The 17009-nt window shown below is 55.5% G+C and carries 15 protein-coding genes; 6 read left to right on the plus strand and 9 right to left on the minus strand.

What is annotated here, in order from left to right:
- Positions 1 to 44: 44 nt before the first annotated feature.
- The 8 genes from R3F64_RS12070 to R3F64_RS12105 form a co-directional block, all read right to left on the minus strand.
- Positions 45 to 1082, minus strand: a complete 1038-nt coding sequence (locus R3F64_RS12070) for an asparaginase (protein WP_085919369.1) — start codon at positions 1080 to 1082, stop codon at positions 45 to 47.
- Positions 1082 to 2302, minus strand: coding sequence for an MFS transporter (locus R3F64_RS12075; protein ID WP_085919370.1), 1221 nt, complete (start codon positions 2300 to 2302; stop codon positions 1082 to 1084). Before R3F64_RS12075 ends, R3F64_RS12070 begins: the two co-directional genes overlap by 1 nt.
- Positions 2303 to 2311: 9 nt before the next feature.
- Positions 2312 to 2815 carry a hypothetical protein gene (locus tag R3F64_RS12080; protein ID WP_199285266.1) on the minus strand — a complete coding sequence of 168 codons (504 nt, stop codon included), beginning with the start codon at positions 2813 to 2815 and terminating at the stop codon, positions 2312 to 2314.
- Positions 2816 to 2890: 75 nt separating this feature from the next.
- Positions 2891 to 4144, minus strand: a complete 1254-nt coding sequence (locus R3F64_RS12085; RefSeq protein ID WP_085919388.1) for a DEAD/DEAH box helicase — start codon at positions 4142 to 4144, stop codon at positions 2891 to 2893.
- A 230-nt stretch (positions 4145 to 4374) separates the two neighbouring features.
- Positions 4375 to 4857, minus strand: a complete 483-nt coding sequence (locus R3F64_RS12090; protein WP_085919372.1) for a hypothetical protein — start codon at positions 4855 to 4857, stop codon at positions 4375 to 4377.
- A gap of 16 nt (positions 4858 to 4873) precedes the next feature.
- Entirely contained in the window at positions 4874 to 5464 is a 591-nt protein-coding gene (locus tag R3F64_RS12095; protein ID WP_085919373.1) for a PqiC family protein, read from the minus strand.
- A 9-nt stretch (positions 5465 to 5473) separates the two neighbouring features.
- Positions 5474 to 7159 (minus strand): intermembrane transport protein PqiB, encoded by a 1686-nt coding sequence (gene pqiB, locus R3F64_RS12100; protein ID WP_085919374.1) that lies wholly within the window; start codon positions 7157 to 7159, stop codon positions 5474 to 5476.
- Entirely contained in the window at positions 7152 to 8516 is a 1365-nt protein-coding gene (locus tag R3F64_RS12105) for a paraquat-inducible protein A (protein WP_332611665.1), read from the minus strand. The genes pqiB and R3F64_RS12105 overlap by 8 nt, the downstream gene beginning before the upstream one ends.
- Before the next feature lie 220 nt (positions 8517 to 8736).
- On the opposite strand from R3F64_RS12105, the gene R3F64_RS12110 reads away from it, so the two are divergent.
- The 6 genes from R3F64_RS12110 (at position 8737) to R3F64_RS12135 (ending at position 16738) form a co-directional block, all read left to right on the plus strand.
- A complete protein-coding gene (locus R3F64_RS12110; RefSeq protein ID WP_085919376.1) occupies positions 8737 to 9711 on the plus strand; it encodes a calcium/sodium antiporter in 975 nt (324 codons plus the stop codon).
- 235 nt (positions 9712 to 9946) lie between these two features.
- The gene (locus R3F64_RS12115; protein ID WP_085919377.1) at positions 9947 to 11356 is read left to right on the plus strand and encodes a cytochrome ubiquinol oxidase subunit I; all 1410 of its coding nucleotides are present in this window, start codon (positions 9947 to 9949) and stop codon (positions 11354 to 11356) included.
- On the plus strand, positions 11353 to 12354 hold the full coding sequence (gene cydB / locus R3F64_RS12120) for a cytochrome d ubiquinol oxidase subunit II (RefSeq protein ID WP_085919378.1): 1002 nt from the start codon (positions 11353 to 11355) through the stop codon (positions 12352 to 12354). Before R3F64_RS12115 ends, cydB begins: the two co-directional genes overlap by 4 nt.
- A gap of 4 nt (positions 12355 to 12358) precedes the next feature.
- Positions 12359 to 14035: a thiol reductant ABC exporter subunit CydD gene (gene cydD / locus R3F64_RS12125; protein WP_085919379.1), complete on the plus strand. Its 1677-nt coding sequence runs from the start codon at positions 12359 to 12361 to the stop codon at positions 14033 to 14035.
- 35 nt (positions 14036 to 14070) lie between these two features.
- A complete protein-coding gene (cydC, locus tag R3F64_RS12130) occupies positions 14071 to 15735 on the plus strand; it encodes a thiol reductant ABC exporter subunit CydC (protein WP_332611672.1) in 1665 nt (554 codons plus the stop codon).
- A 13-nt stretch (positions 15736 to 15748) separates the two neighbouring features.
- Positions 15749 to 16738, plus strand: coding sequence for an adenosine deaminase (locus R3F64_RS12135; RefSeq protein ID WP_268902136.1), 990 nt, complete (start codon positions 15749 to 15751; stop codon positions 16736 to 16738).
- Here R3F64_RS12135 and R3F64_RS12140 read toward each other — a convergent pair.
- A partial coding sequence (locus R3F64_RS12140) for a hypothetical protein (protein WP_332611670.1) occupies positions 16715 to 17009 on the minus strand: 295 nt, incomplete at its 5' end. The genes R3F64_RS12135 and R3F64_RS12140 overlap by 24 nt on opposite strands.

Raw genomic sequence — 17009 nt, forward strand, 5'->3', positions numbered from 1 at the left:
CGTTAAACGCAGTGATTGCCAGGCGCATATTTAACGCTCTCTGGTTAACGTTCGCCAACCAGAGAGCTCAGGAAGCGATGACGCCGATCCTCTTCCGGTATCGGCTGGGCTAGCAAATGCACAAGCTTGCCAAAAACGGCTTCAGGCGTCATGTCGTCGCCGGATAACACGCCAGCGTCGAGAAGCCCTTTGCCGGCAGCGTACGCTCCCAGCTGCACACTGCCTTGAGGGCACTGACTGATGGCGACGAGCATTTTGCCTTCGCCGGTAGCCTTGGCAAGGGTGGCTAGAAGTGATGGGTCATCGGGCAGATTGCCTGCACCCCAGAGCTGAAGGATGCCTCCTTTAACGCGCGGATCGCCCAACCAGGACGCGAGCTGCCAGGCGGTGATGCCCGGCCAGAGTACTAATCGAACAATGGCACCATTGCTTACCGAGGTGTAATCGGGCAGCTCGAACCGCGGGGCGCCACGTTGCTGATCAGCCAAACCACGGCCGGGGTAATGGACAACATGGTCTCCTATACGCTCGCCGAGTAGCGGATAGTTGGGGCTGGTAAACGCATCCACGGCTTCACTGTGTTGCTTGGTGGCGCGAACTCCGCGAAGTAGCTTTCCGTGGAAGTAAATCGCCACTTCTTTCACGTGAGGTTGTTCAGCACAGCGTAGCGCCCAATATAAGTTTTCTAGGGCATCGCTGCCGGGCGCTTCAAGCGGTTGCATGGAGCCGGTGAGAATGACCGGTCGGTCGATCCCTTGCAATTGATAGGCGAGACTGGCTGCTGTCCAACTTAGTGTATCGGTGCCGTGAATGACCACAAATCCCTGATAATCTCTCTGACGCTCGGCGATATCATGGGCAAGCTGTGACCAGTTTTTAGGCGTGGCGGAGCTCGAGTCGATCAACTGCGGATAACTTAACACCTCAAAACTTGGCAAGGCCTGCTGCTGAAGAAGGGGCAGTTGGCGAAACGCTGTTGCCAGCCGTGCTTCAATATTGCCCGACGGGGTTAACCCTTGGTCGCCTGAGCACATGCCGAGAGTGCCGCCAGTATAAATAATCAGCAGGCAAGGGTGGGCCATCAGGGTGTCTCCTTATGTAAGCGACCTTTGTGTACGACAAGCTGCCCGGAGCTATCGTCGAGGCAGCGTTGGCGCCCGGCAAGCATCGCAAAGCCGCTGCACACTAGTAGCAGAGCAATCAGCAACCAGGCGATTTGGGCAACGCTGGCACCGTGTTGCAGCAATAAGCCCACCCCGAATGGGCCAAGTGCGGCGATGGTATAGCCGCCGCCTTGTACCAGCCCGGACAGCTGGCCGGAGAGTTGGGCATTTGCCGTGCGCAATACCAGCAGGCTGAGTGCCAGGCTGAAGCTTCCTCCCTGGCCCAAACCGAGAAGCACGGCGCCGGGCCATTGCCACGATAATGGGGCAATCAGCAACATCGATAGTCCGGAGGCGGTGCACAGCAAGACGCTGAGCAATGCCGGGCGCTGATCACGTCCCAGGCGTGCAAGCCAAGGGGCACTGAGTGCTGAGGCAAGCTGGCAAAGAATGGAAATGGCCATGGTCCACCCGGCGGAGGCTTCATCATATCCTCGATATACTAACAGTGTAGGCAGCCATCCAAAGACGATGTAGGCCATCGATGACTGAATGCCCATGAAGAGCATGACGAACCAGGTGAGCGGTTGACCGAGAAGCTTGAGTGCACCGGCTTGCGGGAGTGAGGCAAGTGAGGAGGTGGTTGGCGTTCTGGGCATGTAAATGACCCATAAAACCAGCGCTGCCAGGGCAAGTAGCGCCCAGCTCATCAAACTGGCTTGCCAACTGCCAAGATAGTGGGTTAGAGGCACGCTTAACCCTGCGCCGAGTGCACCGCCCAGGCACAGCGCCATGGTATAGAGGCCGGTGAGGAGATCAGCACTTTGGGGCAACTGGCGTTTGACCAATGCGGGAAGCAGGGTGCCCGCCAGCCCTATGGCCGCACCGGCAAGCGCTGATCCCAGAAAAAGAACACCGGGGAAGGGCAAACCACGTATTATCAGGCCCGTCATAAGGAGGCCCAGGGCAGTACTCAAGGCTCGCTCGCTTCCGATACGCTGGGCAAGTATCGGGGCGAGCGGTGCGGCAAGCCCCAGAAAAAGTACAGGCAGCGTGGTCAGTACGCCCGCCGAGGCAGCCGATAGTCCAGCGACCTCCTGCAGCCGGTTGAGTAATGGCGCGACCGATGACATCGCAGGGCGAAGGTTAAGCCCTACGATGACCATGAGTGCAATAAATACGGAGTGGCGTGCCCTCATAAATACGTCTTATTTCAGATAGGGGCGTAAGTCTCCGCGGACGGCATCCAGTAGCGTGATGAAGTGGTAATCCTCGGGCGTATCCAGGCAATCGACTCTTACACTGGTACGCATGCCTTTATCTACCTGCACCTGTTCGAAAATTTCCAGGGTCAACTTGCGGGCTGGTTTATCGCCGGGTGCCAGGGTGCCATCTTCAAGCGTAAAGGTTTCGACAAGCGTGACTCTTACCCGCGTGCTGTTGCCTTCGCTGAGCACCCGGCGAACGAACAGCCAGCCTTCGCAGGGCAGTGCATGTTGATCATTCCGCTTGCGTAAAAACAGGGTGCGGTAGCAGGCGCCTTCCTTTGAGGCTTTTTCCGCCATGCTGCGATACGCTTCGACGACTTGTGTCGACGACGCTCTGGCATCTTCCAGGCGTTGCACTACGCCTAAATGCTCTCGGCTTAATTGGTCTTGCCGCTGAAATGTTTGCCACTGACGGTATTGTTCAATGAGTTGGGACGACGCCATGATCACTCCGTGAAAACAGGTGCTTGATGAATAGCCTGGTAGTAACGCTACCATCACATGTTCAGATAAGCCTGACTAGCGGCGAGCACGCCGCTTGGGCGCTGCATCGCGGTCACTATGTTGGCTGGGTTTGCGTTGACTGCGCGCATTGCGCGGTTGCCGACGGCCATTTTCGATAGGCTGTGGGGTGGCATTCGGGTCCGGTTCATAGCCGGGCTCGATGTGTTTGGTCAGGGTCTGTTTTATCAGCCGTTCAATACCGCGTAACAGCGCATGCTCATCGACGCAGACCAGTGAAATCGCCTCGCCATCACTGCCAGCCCGGCCAGTGCGCCCGATACGGTGCACATAATCTTCCGCCACATTGGGTAGTTCAAAGTTGACTACATGGGGAAGCTCGTTGATATCCAGACCGCGTGCGGCAATATCAGTGGCAACCAATACCTGCAGGTCACCGCTTTTGAACGCCCCGAGCGCACGTGTTCGAGCCCCCTGGCTCTTGTTGCCATGAATGGCCATGGCGGGGATATCCTGCTTGGATAACTGTTCTGCCAGGCGGTTGGCGCCGTGCTTGGTGCGCGTGAAAACCAGCACTTGATACCATTGGTGTTGCTTGATGAGGTGCGCCAGCAGCTCGCGTTTTTTCTCACGATCCACCTGGTATACCGACTGGGCGATTTTGTCTGCCGTGGTATTGCGCGGGGCGACATCGATAAACGCAGGGTCGTTCAAAAACTGTTGCGCCAGGGTTTGAATTTCGTTCGAAAAAGTGGCGGAAAACAGTAGATTCTGACGCTTGCTCGGGACCAGTTTCAAAAGGCGTTTAATGTCGTGGATAAACCCCATGTCGAGCATGCGGTCGGCTTCATCCAGAACGACAATTTCAACGCTGGAAAGGTCAACATGTCCCTGCTGTTGCAAGTCGAGCAAACGCCCCGGCGTCGCCACCAGGATATCCAGGCCGCGTTTCAATGCGTCGACCTGGGGCTGCTGGCCGACACCGCCAAAAATAATATGCGAACGCAGAGAGAGATGTTGTCCGTACGTGGTAACACTCTCACCTACCTGGGCGGCCAGTTCGCGGGTTGGGGTTAACACCAGCGCACGCACCTGGCGTTTGGTGGCGGGTTTGCCTGCCGATAAACGCTGTAGCATGGGGAGTGTAAAACCGGCGGTTTTACCCGTTCCCGTTTGAGCACTGGCGAGCAAATCGCGGCCTTGTAACACGACGGGAATCGCTTGACGTTGAATGGGGGTCGGCTCGCGATATCCCTGGTCGGTGACAGCGCGCAGCAGGTCGGCGTCGAGGCCGAGATCAGAAAAGTTCATGCGTTCTCCCAGCGGCTGTTTACGCATGCGCATGGCATCGTTGAACAACGCACTGTTGAATGATTGGAAATGAATAACCGTAATGAATTGAAGATAACAAGGGCCGGTCACTTATGAATTGACGATTGGCGTCTTTTAGCGACATACCAGGAAGCGCATTCATGGCCGGTGACAAGATTCACTCATAACGAACGATCAATTAAGTAATCACTATATCATGCCAGAAACATTCAGTCTGGTATCTTGGCTTGATACGCATTGTGCAGCGATGTGACACGAGCAAGTGATGCAGGTGGCAGGTCAAGCGTTTCAAGAGTATGAAAAGGGAGGGCGAATAGCTGTTCGGGAGTGAATATGCCACGCGCAAACAGCTGGTTGGTCGTCGCAGGGCCAATACCGTCCAACGCCATCAAGCGGTTACCAAATAACGCCGCCCGCTCCGCGAGCTTGAGTGATGTGTCGGCGTCGGTGGGTAGCTGACGATAATACGCATCAGCTGAGGCGGCAATAAATTGTTCTGTTCGAGCCAGAGCGGCCAGGGTAGCACCAGAGGGGGTGGCAGCGGTCAGTGTTTGCCGTACGCTTGTATAAAGTGTCATGGCGCTAATCAGCAATGCCTCGCTGGCAGGCTCGTGGAGGAGCTTTTCGGCTGTATGATTGAGTCTGTGAACGGCCTCGAGGGCACTTTCTGCGTACTGGGCTGTGTCCGTCATTGCCGTGTAACTCCGTTTAATCACTGGGTCGTACATCCAACGTTGCCTGGGCAATCTGCTCGCTGACTTTGTCCCAGCTTTTACCCAAGGCACGTACAAGAGCGGGGTAGCCGTCTTCTTCGAGCGGGGTGTCGGCATCGAAGGTTTCCATTGCCAACACATCGCCCTGCTGATTGAGCAGTTGCCACTGACCACTGGCGATGGCGCGACCATCCTGGCGCCCCTGGAACTGGTCTACTTCCAAGCGTAGCGTGATTGCCTGGTCGTCGCTAGCGGCGTCGCGCACTACCCGCCATGTGGGCAGCGCCTTTGAGAGACGGGCTCGCATTCCGTGTTCCAGTTGACGGCCAATGGCTTCTGCCCACTGATGGGTGTTTGCTTCCCGCAGGGTAATATCATCGGTTTGCATGACAATACCCTCGACATCCAGATAGTGCGGGAGACGAGGCGATGTCACCTGAAGCGTGCCGTCGGGGGAGGCTGGCGGGCTCGCTAGTTGCCCGCCCGGCAATATGTAGCGGGTGGAAGGCGTTGATTGGCTGGCGCAGGCACTCAGCAGCAACGGCACCAATAACATCACCACCAGTTTTCCGAATGAATGTCGCATTGTGTATCCTTACTCGCGTGGTGCGCGAGGTATCGGGTCTTCGGTTTCGACACTCTCGAACAGCAGTGCGCGTGGGTTCTCGCTTAGTGTACGAGTCAGCGGCTGGACATCGCGAATGACGCGGTCGAGCCGTTCGACCGTTGACATCAGCTCCTGGTAGGCGGCCGATTCCGGAGACAAGCCTTCCAGCGTGTTCTGCAGCTCTTCGAGCGTACGGTTTACGTTAGTGCCGATAGACTGGGTGTCAGGGTCGTTAAGTAGCTGATTCAAGGATGCGCTAACGCCGCGAACTTCCTCAAGTACAGATTCAGATGCTTGTAGATTTTGATCAAGCCCCGTTAATAACGGCTCGATTTCCAAGCCATTCAGCTTTTCCAGTAAGTCGGTCACCTGCGCCTGAATTTGCGCAAAGCCACCTGAGGTCGTGGGGAATACTGTGTGCCCTGAGAAAGATTCCGGCACATAGTGAGCGGCCAGTTCCTCGCGGAAGTTCAAATCGACAAACATTGCCCCTGTCAGCAGGTTTCCACTTTTGAGGGAGGCGCGTAAGCCTAGGGTGAACATTCGCTTGAAGCGAGCATCCCACTCATCAAGATCCACGTCGGCATTCTCGATGCCGAGTCGCTGGGGCTCGATGCGAATCAGCAACGGGATGGCAAACTGTTCCCGTGAATCCGGCTGAGGAGCTGTGAAATTCCAGGGTACGGCGGCAACGGTGCCAAGCCGAACGCCCCGAAACTCCACAGGTGCCCCCTTGGAAAGTCCGCGAACAGTATCGTCGACAAGGAGTACGTATTCCAGATAACGGTTAAAGGTACCCTGGCGAGCACTATCTTCATCGGTGTAAAGCTCGAAGCGGGTATTGTTGTCTACGGGCTGTCCCATCGGCAGGTCTTCAGGGACGCCAAAGGTGACGCCCCCGCCCAGCAATGTTTCGATGGAGTCAACGTTGACACGAACGCCGTCGGCATCGAGTCGAAAATCAATGCCGCTGGCACTCCAGAAGCGCGTACTTTCTGTAACGAGCTGATCATACGGCTCTTCAATAAATACCTGATGATGCATGGTACGTGACTCAGCATCAAAGCGTGTTTCCTCAATACGGCCGACAGTGAAGCCCTGATAGGATACCGGATCGCCCACGCGCAATGAATTACCCAGTTGGCTGATGAGGCTGACTTGCAAACCTGCGACGCCAGCAGGGGCGACAGGCGGCGTTTCCATGACTTCAAACTCGCGTTGGGGCTCAGTTGAAGAGCCTGGCTGAAGTTGAATGTAGGCACCCGACAGGACAGTACTCAACCCACTGATGCCTTCACGGCCGATACGCGGTTTCACGACCCAGAACCGGCTATCTTCGCGCAGCATGGCTTCTGCTTCAGGTTGGATGCGGGCGCGTAAAACGGCTCGGGAAAGATCGTCGGATAGCTGAACGCTTTGTACGCGGCCGATTTCAACGTTGCGACTGCGTATCAGCGTATTGCCGGCTTCGATCCCCTCGGCGTTTGGCATCGTCAAGGTGATCATGGTGCCCCGGGAGGAATAGTTGTCGTATACCAGCCATAAGCCAATGACCAGGGCGACAATCGGTACAATCCAGATGGGTGAAAGCCGTGTCTGGGGGCTGGGTTTGGCACGATGCATTGCCGCCTCGCCCTGTGGTTCGTTGGAGGGCATGTCGTTTTCGTTAGCCATTAATCACTTCCTTACGGGCGTCGCCTTGTCCTGTATATTTCGTTATGGGGGTATCCCATAGCAAACGTGGGTCAAAGGTCATGGCGGCCAGCATGGTCAGCACGACCACGGCTCCAAAGGCGAGCGCTGCCGGCCCTGGATTGATCGTCATTAACGAATCAGCGCGGATTAGCGCTACGAGAATGGCGACGACAAACACATCGACCATCGACCATCGACCGATAAACTCAGTGATCCGGTAAAGCGTTGTGCGCGTTTGCGCATTGAAAGCATCGCTACGGTTAGCCACGCTGCATAGCCAGGCCAGTGCGAACAGTTTGCCGACGGGAACAATAATGCTGGCCACAAAAATGACGCCTGCTATTGGCCAGGAGCCGCCCTGAATCAACTCGACAATGCCGCCCACGATCGTCGAAGGCGAGCTATTGCCCAGACTGGTCGTGGTCATGATGGGAAATACATTGGCAGGAATGTACATGATCGCAGCAGCCGCGAGTAATGCCCAAGTGCGCTGGACGCTATGCGGAAAGCGAGGGTGCAGCCGCTCATGACAGCGCACGCAATAATGCTTACCGTTTGGCGCCAGCCGATTGATGAGCCCGCAGGTGGGGCAACTGGTAAGCTGCTGGGACGCGGCTGATGCCCCTGTTAGTGTGCCCTCCGGGGCGAGTGGCTCGCCTTCCAGAGCAAACCACATCCAGTCCGCATCAATCGATTGCACCGTCATCAGTAGAAGAAATGCAAAGACGCAAAACGCCCAAAACGACAGGCCCAGTTCAATATCAGCAAGCCCTGCAACCTTGATCAAGCTAACCAGAGCGCCCACGATAAACACGTCGGCCATCATCCAGGGCGTTAAATGGCTCAATGAACGAGCCGTCGAGCGACTAAAGGGCAACGGGGCGTTGCGTAACAAACCGTATTGCAGCCACAGGGTACCTATCAAATACACAGCAGGTAATACCACGATGGTCATGATAACGCCGATAGCCACCAGAGGTTGATGAAAGGCAATCAGGGTGGTTGCCGTTTCGGCAAGTTCGATACGGTTGCTCACCCCGCTGTAGCTGAAACTCACGAACGGGTAGGAGACGGCCAATAAAAGCGCAATAAGCGAGGCCATCGCGAGTGCCATGCTGCGCTGGGCGGGGTACCGGTTACGCTTGACCAGGACATGCGAGCAACGTGGGCAGCAGGCTTTTTCACCGGATTTAAGGGGGGGTAACGCTGCTATCCAGTCACATTCGTGACAGGCGCGCAGGCGCCGCCTCTGGGTGCGGGTCTCCGGCGGTTGTTGGTCAACAAGCGGTGCATTGACCTTCAAATTGGGGTGTTTAGGTAGCCAGTTCTGGGACAAATGGTGATCTCGCTAGCGTGAGTAGGCAAAGCAATACGCTCTCGTTTATAAGTCTGTCAAATGTTGGGTAAAATTCATCGAATCGTGAATAGGTTGTCGTTGACCTTGAGCGATGAATGAATAATGATCGCCACGCTCATTTGCCGCTTATACGGTCATGTCTGGCCATTCAAGGCTCAGATCATCGACACCCCATGAAAACGCCATCCAAAGGAACCTTATGTTACTTGCTCTTATCGCCGTTGTCGTTGGCTTGATACTGCTTATCTGGAGCGCTGAAAAATTTATTGATGGCGCCGCGGCGACGTCCCGGTGGCTGGGGCTTTCCCCCTTGTTGATTGGCATGCTGGTCATCGGTTTTGGTACATCGGCTCCCGAGATGATGGTATCGGTACTGGCAGCAATGCAAGGTAATCCGGGGTTGGCGGTGGGTAATGCCTACGGTTCCAACATCGCCAATATTGGTCTGGTGCTGGGGTTTGTTGCTTTACTGGCCCCATTGGCCGTGCACTCGAGCGTCATTCGCAAAGAGATACCGTTGTTACTGGTAGTGATGCTGGTAACCGGGCTGATGCTATTGGATGGTTGGGTAGCCCGCTGGGAGGCGGTCTGTTTATTGCTGGCATTGGTGGTATTTATCGTTATCAGCGTTGTGCGTTCTAAAGGCCAGCAGGACGATGCACTTGTCTCGGAAGTGGCGGAAACGCTGGATAGCAAGCCCATGTCGCGCGGTAAAGCCATTATGTGGACCCTGGTTGGTCTGGTGCTGTTGATTGCCAGTTCACGTCTTTTGGTCTGGGGGGCTGTCGAGATCGCTGTCGCGTTTGGCGTCAGTGACCTGATCATTGGCTTGACCGTTGTGGCGATTGGTACCTCATTACCTGAGCTGGCCTCATCGATTACCGCACTGCGACGTAATGAACACGATATGGTGCTCGGCAATGTCGTGGGGTCGAACCTGTTCAACAGCCTCGCCGTGGTGGGGTTGGCAGGCGTCATTACACCGATTGAAACCGGCCAGGAGGTGCTTCAGCGTGACTGGATTGTCATGCTGGTGATGACGGTGCTGATGATGTTGTTCGCGTTCTCCTGGAAAGGGCGCCCACGGCGTATCAACCGTTTTGAGGGCGGTGGTTTATTGGCGCTTTTTATCGCCTATACAGGCTATCTGGTGAGTGTGGTGGTGTTGGCCTGAGTCGCTTGTCACAACAGTCGCTATTGGTTGCGACTTAAAAATTGACCTGCGTCAACGCGACACGGTGAAAACCCAAAACGCATGCCGCATCCATACCTTCTAAGCTGTAAACTCAAGGGGTTGTTGATCAAATAAGCTTAGTGACTATAAAAAGAAGAGCGTGATCCAAAGGGGCTCACCTAAGCTTGTTTTAAACCTTTGAAACGAAGGTTCTATGGGGCCTTAGGAGGGAGTTATGGAACTTGATCCGCTATTGCTATCGAGACTCCAGTTCGCATTTGTTGTGTGTTTTCACGCTATCTTCCCTGTCTTCACGATTGGGCTGGCGTCCTACATTGCCGTGCTGCACGGGATATTCTATAAAACGGAAAACGATGCCTGGGATCGCCTGGCACAATTCTGGACCAAGATGTTTGCCGTTGTGTTTGGCATGGGGGTGGTGACAGGCATTGTGATGTCGTTTCAGTTCGGTACGAACTGGAGCAACTTTTCTTTTGCCACGTCAAATTTCCTTGGGCCTGTACTCAGTTACGAAGTGGTCACCGCTTTCTTCCTTGAGGCGGCGTTTCTGGGTGTATTGCTCTTCGGGCGTGGAAAAGTGCCAGAAGGGGTGCACCTTTTTGCCGCGATCATGGTGGCGGTGGGAACCTTTATTTCCTCGTTCTGGATCCTCTCTGCCAATAGCTGGATGCAAACACCTGCGGGCTATGAAATGGTGGATGGTCGCTTCCATATCACTTCCTGGATGGCGGCAATTTTCAACCCCTCCTTCTGGTATCGCTTTGTGCATATGGGCATGGCGTCGTTCCTGACCGGTGGTTTTGTGGTCGCAGGTGTCAGCGCCTGGTTCCTCCTGCGTCACCGTGATGTTGAAGCCAATAAAAAAGCCCTTTCAATGTGCCTGTGGCTGTTGCTTTTCCTGGCGCCGGCGCAGGCTGTTGTCGGTGATTTCCACGGCCTCAACACGTTAGAACATCAGCCAACCAAAGTGGCGGCAATGGAAGGTAATTGGGAAACCCAGTCCAACGTGCCACTTTTGCTGTTCGCCTTGCCCGATCAGGAAGCTCAGGAAAACCGCTTTGAAATCGGTGTTCCCAGCCTGGCCAGCCTCATTCTGACCCATAGTGCGGACGGCGTAGTCCCGGGTATCAACGAAATGGCGCCTGATGAACAGCCCCCTGTGGCGCTTGTCTTCTGGTCGTTTCGTGTGATGGTGGGGATTGGACTTTTGATGATAGCCGTCGCGACGGTTGGCTTGTTTTTACGCCGTGGAGGACGTTTCTTCCAGTCGCCGCTCTATCTTAAAACACTGGTAGGTATGATTATTTCCCCTTTCCTGGCAGTGCTGGCCGGCTGGGTGGTCACCGAGTCGGGGCGCGCGCCATGGCTGGTCTACGGTGTCATGACCCATGCTGAAGGGTTAACCCCTTCGCTGACAGGCGGTATGGCGCTGTTTACGCTGCTGGGCTACGTCGCTGTGTATGCCGTCGTGTTTTGGGTAGGTATTTACTATCTTACTCGTGTCGTGCGTAACGGCATGCTGGCGGATTCCATGGAAGTAACCGGCGAAGTCGAGCGAGCCAAACGTCCTTTCTCTGCGGCTCACACGCCTTTCGATAGTGATTATGAGGGAGCAGTCAAATGATCAGCCTTGACCTTGCAATAATCTGGGCCGGCATTATTGGCTTCGGCGTTATCATGTACGTCATTATGGACGGCTTCGATCTGGGACTGGGGATACTTTACCCCTTTGCACCGGATGAAGAGTCGCGTGATGTGATGATGAACTCAGTCGCGCCGGTGTGGGACGGCAACGAAACCTGGCTAGTATTAGGAGGGGCTGGGCTTTTAGGCGCTTTCCCGCTGGTTTACTCGGTGTTCCTGCCGGCACTTTATATTGGCGTGTTTTTGATGCTGGCGGGGTTGATCTTCCGGGGTATCTCATTTGAGTTTCGCTTCAAGTCGAAGAAAAATCGCCATTGGTGGAACCGCGCATTTTGTGGAGGATCCGCTGTCGCTGCTTTTGCTCAAGGTGCTGTCGTAGGCGCTTATATACAGGGCTTTGCGGTAGAGGATTTTGTATATGTGGGCGGTGCGCTCGATTGGCTGACACCGTTTAGCGTACTGACCGGCCTGGGCTTGATGGCAGGCTATGCGTTGCTGGGCTCGACCTGGCTGATTCTGAAGTCGGAAGGTTATGTTCAGCAGTGGGCCTACCGGATAACCCCGAAGCTGTTGCTGGCGGTGCTGGTGGTGTTTGGTATTGTCAGTCTATGGACACCGTTGGTGAGCCCTGAGGTGCGCGACCGCTGGCTCAGCCAGATTCATTTGATCTGGGTGTTCCCCATCCTTGCGATGGTCTGTGCTTATGTGCTTTTCCGTGCCGTGAAGCGTCAGCAAGAAGGCTTGCCATTTGTCGCCTCGCTAGGCTTGTTTATCTTCACCTACCTGGGGTTGATTGCCAGCAAGTGGCCAGTCATTGTGCCACCCAACTACACGATCTGGGATGCATCTTCAGCCCCTGAATCACAGCTCTTCCTGTTGATCGGTGTTCTGTTTGTCATCCCCATCGTGCTGGCCTACACCGCCTGGACCTACTGGGTCTTCCGCGGCAAGGTGCGTGTCGGAGAGGGCTACCATTAAGTCCATGGCATCAGTTCACCGCCATAAGGAGCTTACGCCGCGCCACTGGTTAACCTTGCTTGCTGCATCAGAACGCAAGCGGCTAGCGGGCGCGGCGTTTTTTGGTGCCTTGGCAGGCTGCCACACCGTATTGATCGTGACCGGCCTGGCCTGGTTGATCGATCAACTGGTGGTTCAAAACCGGTCGCCAAGTGATTTGACGCCTGTTTTCGCGCTCCTGGCCGTCGCCGTATTATTGCGCGCGATGTGCCAGTGGGCCTCAGAGAGATTGAGTCTGGATGCCAGCCTTCGCATCAGGCGCAAGGCCCGTGCTCAGTTGCTTGATAAAATCACTGCCTTGGGCCCTGCTTGGCTGACATCACAGCAAAGTGGTGCTATTGCCGCTCAGGCGGTAGAGCATATCGACGCCTTGGACGGCTATTTTGCGCGCTATCATCCGCAACTGCGGATCACCGTGTGGGTACCGCTCGTCATTCTTGCCGTGGTGATGTGGCTGGATTATCTGGCCGCTGTGTTCCTGTTGCTGGCGGCGCCGCTGATTCCGCTGTTTATGGCCCTGGTGGGGATGGGGGCTGAGCGCATGAACCGTGATCAGTTCGCCGCCGTCGCCCGACTGTCAGCGCATTTCATAGATCGAGTGCGCGGTATCACAACGCTCCAGCTTTTTGGTCACACAGCAGCGGCACAACAGGCGGTCTGGGTGGCCTCAGACCAGTATCGACGCCTGAGCATGCGGACGTTGAAGCTGGCATTTTTATCCTCGGCGGTGCTTGAGTTCTTTTCGTCGGTGGCCATCGCGGTAGTCGCCATGTATGTCGGCTTTGGTCTGCTGGGTTATATCGAGTATGGCCCCGCTCCTTCATTGACGCTGTTCTCCGGCCTGGCGGTGTTGCTGCTGGCGCCGGAGTTCTTCCAGCCTTTGCGCACGTTATCCATGCATTATCATGATCGAGCGGCTGCATTGGGGGCGGCAGAGAGCATCGTCAATACCCTCAACGAGCCGCCAGTGATGAGCGATGCCTCTCCCTCAATTACCAGAGCCGACAATGTACTGGTGGAGCTTGAGAGGGTTCAGGTCAGCTATCCGGGGCGTGGTGTGGTGATGGGCCCCTTGGATCTCGCCCTAACGCAGGGTGATGTGATCGCTGTCAGCGGAGAGTCGGGCAGTGGCAAGTCGACATTGCTCGCGTTATTGGCAGGGTTCATCGGGCCCAGTCATGGCGAGTGTCGACATGCAGCGACGGACCAAGTCGCGTGGCTGGATCAGCAGCCCTGCCTGTTGCAGGGGAGTCTGGCCGACAATCTGCGCCTGTCGAACCCCTTGGCATCAGAAGATGCAATGCAAGCAGCGTTAAGGCGTGCCGGGTTGATTGATGTGGTCAATGGCCTTCCAGAGGGGCTGGATACCTTGCTTGGCGAGCGCGGCGTCGGTTTGTCGGGTGGCCAGGCTCAGCGTCTGGCGCTGGCGCGCGTTTACCTGAGTGGCGCACCACTGGTCCTGCTTGATGAACCGACAGCAAAGCTCGACGAGGCAACAGAGCAGGCCGTGGTGGCGGCGTTGATCGACTGGATAAAAGAAGGGCGCACGCTGGTCGTTGCTACCCATCATCCTGCGGTCATCAAAGCGGCGAATCGTCACTTCAAAATGACTCAAGGACAGATCGAGGAGATGCCCGTTTGAGGGATATCTATCGCCAATTCTTACCGTGGTTGAGATTGCTTACCCGCCGTCGGCGAGCTTTCATGTTGGGGGCCTTGCTGGCAGGGCTAACGCTTTTAGCCGGTGTTGCACTACTGGGGCTGTCTGGCTGGTTTATCACCGCCAGTGCGCTAACCGGTATTGCGCTGGCGTTGGGGATTCCCGCCATACTGGATGTCTACGTGCCGGGTGGAGGTATCCGTTTCTTTGCGCTATTGCGGACAGTCTCGCGGTACGCCGAGCGAGTCTATAATCATAATAGCGTATTGGCATTGTTGGCGGATTTGCGCTTTCGTGTATTTGGCCAATTAACCCGCCTTGATGATTCAACCCTCGGCCGTCAGCGGGCGAGTGATTGGCTGACCCGCCTGACTTCCGATATCGACACCCTGGATAATTTCTATCTCCGAGCCTTGATGCCACCTATTGTTGCGCTGCTGGGTAGCGCCATCATGGTGTTGTTTATCGCGCTGTGGCTGCCTTATGCGGCCTTGTTGGTGGCGGGCGTTCTCGGGGGGCTCTGGCTGGTCACGACAGTGGGCTTTTCCGTCTGGGGGTGGCGACAAAGCCACTACCATGTTGGTGATCAGGAGGTCTTGCGTCACTTGGTGATTGATCAGGTTCAGGCCAGCGCAGAGCTGACCAGCTATCGTAGTGATCGCTGGCACCGCGGCTTTGTCGATACTCATGAGCAGCAGGTCCTGAACAATCAGCGGCAAGTAGGTAATAAGCAGGCGCTTGGTAATTCGATTGTTGCCGCGGTGACGAGTTTGCTGGCATTAGGAGTGCTTTGGCTGGCGGGGGAGGTGTTGGCGCAAGGCCAGGTTGACGGTCCTATTGTTGTGATGGCCGTGCTGATGGCGCTGGGTATCAATGAAGCGTTCAGTGTTCTACCCAATGCGTTTGTTAGATTGGGGGCTAGTTATGCCGCTGTTGAGCGATTGAACAAACTTGAGCCGCGCGATTCGTCGCGCAGTTTTTCACCTTCAACCGCTGTGTCGTTAGACGATGGTGTGGTTTTTGAAAGCGTATCGTTGCGTTATCCCAGTTCGCTTTCCCTGGCCTTGAGCGACGTTGACTTTCGCCTTCCTGCAGGCAAACGCGCTGTGGTGACAGGCATGTCGGGGGCTGGAAAATCGACATTGGCGTCACTCATCCTGGGTCGCCTGGTGCCCACTCGCGGCGTCGTCAACGTCCTGGGGGTAGCGCCCCAAACGTTGGCTGATACACAGCGCGCGGCGCATTTGGCAATGCTGACCCAGCAAGTGGATCTATTTGATGCTTCGCTGGCTGAAAATTTGCTCATTGCGGATCCATCTGCAAGTGATGAGCGGCTTTGGCAAGTGCTTTCTGACGTGGCGTTGGCCGATTGGGCTGAACGTTTACCCAGAGCACTCGACACAGCGGTGGGCGAAAAGGGCCAGCAACTTTCTGGGGGGCAAGCCAGGCGGGTTGCATTGGCACGGTTGATGTTGCGAGACCCGCAGATTGTGCTCCTTGATGAGCCTTTTGCAAGCGTTGATGCGGTGACTGCCCAGCACTTGGCGGCTTCGCTTGATCGTTGGCTTGGCAACAGAACAGTCATCTATTTTATCCATCAAGTCGACCAGCCTGATTTGTTGCCGCATATCGATTACCACTGGCACCTGGATGCAGGTAAGCTTGGCCTTGAAGCTAATTAGACAGGAGCCCTGTATGCACGATTTTTTGCGCCAGCTTCCCAAGGTAGAGCTGCATCTTCATATCGAAGGTTCGCTTGAGCCCGAGTTGATGTTCGCGCTGGCCCAGCGTAATAACATTGACTTGCCGTATGCTTCCGCTCAGGAAGCAAAAGATGCGTATGACTTTAATGATTTGCAGGCGTTTTTGGACCTTTATTTTCAGGGCATGGGCGTGCTTCGTCACGAGGAAGACTTTTACGACCTGGCGATGGACTACTTTCATCGCGCTCGTCGAGAGGGAGTTGTACATGTCGATATGCATTTCGACCCCCAGGCGCACCTTCAAAGAGGTGTTCCGCTGGAAGTGGTCATGGGTGGGCTGCTCAAAGCCAAGCAGGAAGCCGAGGAATCCATGGATTTTTCGGTTGGCATGATCATGGCGTTTTTACGTGATCGCCCGGCAGAAGAAGCCTTGCACGTCCTCGAGCAAGCTGCACCCTATTGGAAGTTTATCGATGCAATCGGTTTGGACAGTGCCGAACGCGATCATCCGCCATCTGAGTTCAAGACACTTTTTGCGCGGGCCAAAGAGATTGGTCTGGTTTGCGTAGCGCACGCAGGCGAAGAGGGGCCGGCGGACTATATCATCCAGGCTCTCGATCTTCTGGAGGTGGAGCGTATCGATCATGGCGTGCGCTGTCTGGAAAATCCGGATTTGGTGGAGCGTCTTCGTCGTGAGCAGGTCGTCCTGACGGTTTGCCCGTTATCCAATGTCTGTCTAAAAGTCGTCGATGACTTGCGTGAGCACCCTTTGCCCACTCTGCTGCATGAGGGCCTGAATGTGACCATCAGCTCTGATGATCCTGCTTACTTTGGCGGCGGAATGCTCGCCAATCATGTGGCTTGTGCGGACGCTTTCGGCTGGTCTGAAGATGTGTTTGTGCAATTGACCCGAAACGCAATTGATGCCGCGTTCGTATCCGCCGATCGGCGTGCCGACTTATTGGCCCGCTTGGCTGCCTGAACGACCATTGGCAAGAAATGTGTCGGTGCTGGTTGACCTCGCGAAAAAAAAACGTATCATACGCACCACATCGAAGGGCGACGCCCTTCGATAGCTCTTTAATAATGTGATCAGGTAATTCATGTGGGCGCTTGCCGATGAGGGTGATAAATCACCAACTATCAAGGCAAGCGACTCGTCCAAGGTCTTCGGACCTTGAGAGAACGTTTGAAAACCTTGAGCCAAGTTTGATCCGCTTTTGTTACTTTCGAGTGACAAGTAAGGATCACAA

This window comes from Halomonas sp. 5021 (genome assembly GCF_036663435.1).
In the GTDB taxonomy this organism is placed as follows: domain Bacteria; phylum Pseudomonadota; class Gammaproteobacteria; order Pseudomonadales; family Halomonadaceae; genus Vreelandella; species Vreelandella janggokensis.

Excerpts from the sequence above, each read along its gene's own strand:
- R3F64_RS12070 (WP_085919369.1), bottom strand. The coding sequence starts at position 1,082 with ATGGCCCACCCTTGCCTGCTGATTATTTATACTGGCGGCACTCTCGGC.
- R3F64_RS12085 (WP_085919388.1), bottom strand. The coding sequence starts at position 4,144 with ATGAACTTTTCTGATCTCGGCCTCGACGCCGACCTGCTGCGCGCTGTC.
- R3F64_RS12095 (WP_085919373.1), bottom strand. The coding sequence starts at position 5,464 with ATGCGACATTCATTCGGAAAACTGGTGGTGATGTTATTGGTGCCGTTG.
- cydB (WP_085919378.1), top strand. The coding sequence starts at position 11,353 with ATGATCAGCCTTGACCTTGCAATAATCTGGGCCGGCATTATTGGCTTC.
- cydD (WP_085919379.1), top strand. The coding sequence starts at position 12,359 with ATGGCATCAGTTCACCGCCATAAGGAGCTTACGCCGCGCCACTGGTTA.
- R3F64_RS12110 (WP_085919376.1), top strand. The coding sequence starts at position 8,737 with ATGTTACTTGCTCTTATCGCCGTTGTCGTTGGCTTGATACTGCTTATC.
- pqiB (WP_085919374.1), bottom strand. The coding sequence starts at position 7,159 with ATGGCTAACGAAAACGACATGCCCTCCAACGAACCACAGGGCGAGGCG.
- R3F64_RS12080 (WP_199285266.1), bottom strand. The coding sequence starts at position 2,815 with ATGGCGTCGTCCCAACTCATTGAACAATACCGTCAGTGGCAAACATTT.
- R3F64_RS12090 (WP_085919372.1), bottom strand. The coding sequence starts at position 4,857 with ATGACGGACACAGCCCAGTACGCAGAAAGTGCCCTCGAGGCCGTTCAC.
- R3F64_RS12115 (WP_085919377.1), top strand. The coding sequence starts at position 9,947 with ATGGAACTTGATCCGCTATTGCTATCGAGACTCCAGTTCGCATTTGTT.
- R3F64_RS12135 (WP_268902136.1), top strand. The coding sequence starts at position 15,749 with ATGCACGATTTTTTGCGCCAGCTTCCCAAGGTAGAGCTGCATCTTCAT.
- R3F64_RS12075 (WP_085919370.1), bottom strand. The coding sequence starts at position 2,302 with ATGAGGGCACGCCACTCCGTATTTATTGCACTCATGGTCATCGTAGGG.